We start from the raw sequence: 1,410 nt of genomic DNA on the forward strand, positions 1-1,410 counted from the left end.
ACACGCGGGGCCGCCAGGGATTTGGGCATCCGGGTCGTGGCGAGCGACATAGGGGGAACACTCGCACGCAGCGACAGGACGATATCGTCTTTCGCCGCCGACGTGATCAGGCGGCTGATCGACCAGGGAGTCCACGTGGCACTGCTGAGTGGGTACAACCTGAGGGTCGCCGGCAGGTACCGGGACATGGTGGACCGGAGGGTTGTACTCGCGGCCCAGAACGGCGCGATCATTGTCTGGGGGGAGGATGTGCTCGAAACGAACTACCTGTCCCTTGCCGACGCAAGGAAGGCAATCGAGCTGTTCATCTCTCATAGGTTGTCACCGGCTGCGTTTATGGGGCTGGATGATGCGTGCAAGATCTACTACCAGCCTGTGTCAACTCGGTACGACCCAGCGTGGGGGCTACGGGAGGTCGAAGATCTCGGCTCGTTCCTGACGCGCGACCCGGTGCAGATCTCCGCGTTCGACCTCACCCCGAAGGTGCAGGCGGCGGAGGCCGAGGCCCGGGCAGTGTTCGGCGAGAGGTGCAATATCGTCGTCTCAATTGGGCAGGAGAAGTCGTGGGTCGAGGTGAACCATCCAAGGGCGAGAAAGAAGATCGCACTCGAGACGATTCTCGCCCGCCTCGGGGCGAGTGTAGATGAGACCATCTACTTCGGTGACAACATGAATGACGTGGAGACTCTTCAGGCTGTTCGTTTCCCCGTTGCGGTGGAGAACGCCCTTCCTGAGGTGAGGAGGCTCGCCTGGCGGGTCGCCCCGCCGAACGACTCTGACGGCGTGGCGAGGGTCCTCGCGGACCTGTTCGGACTATAGTGGCGTGCGGCGTGATACAGGGCGTCATACGAGAACGGAGCCATGCGATGCGAATGGTTGACCCCAAGTACCTTGTGTTTGACCTGGACGAGACCCTTTACCCGACGTCCAACGGGCTGATGGAAGCCATCCGGGAGAGAATCATCCTCTACATGATGGGCCGTTTCGGCATCTCCCGGGAGAAAGCGGAGGAGCGGCGGACCACCTACCTCGCCAGGTACGGGCTGACCCTCGCCGGCCTCTACATTGAGGACCATGTGGACGTCAAGGATTATATGGCGTTCGTGCACCATGTGCCGCTTGGGCAGTATGTGCGGCCGAACGAGGCCTTAGACAGAATGCTGGCACGTCTCTCTCCCGCCAAGGTTATCTTCACTAACTCGGATGTAGCCCACTCCCGCCGGGTCCTCTCGGCTCTTGGGGTGTCTGAGTCCCACTTCGAACTGATCTTTGACTTCGAAGCCATGGGATGCAACGCGAAACCTCATCCGGAATCGTACCGCCGCCTGCTCGAGAGGATCGGCGCGCAGGGCCGACGTTTCTGGGGTTGTCCTCGATCAGGATACACTCGGGACCCTTCGCGCCGATCCT

General features: G+C 61.3%; 2 protein-coding genes. Both read left to right on the forward strand.

The window, feature by feature from the left end; all coding sequences use genetic code 11:
• Nucleotides 1-819, forward strand: an 819-nt coding sequence (locus tag NUW23_09580; GenBank protein MCR4426423.1) for a Cof-type HAD-IIB family hydrolase, incomplete at its 5' end; no start/stop codon positions are given.
• Between the two features lie 47 nt (nt 820-866).
• Nucleotides 867-1,410: HAD hydrolase-like protein (locus NUW23_09585; GenBank protein ID MCR4426424.1), on the forward strand; the 544-nt coding region annotated here is incomplete at its 3' end.

Source organism: Bacillota bacterium (assembly GCA_024655925.1).
GTDB lineage: Bacteria > Bacillota > DTU025 > DTU025 > JANLFS01 > JANLFS01.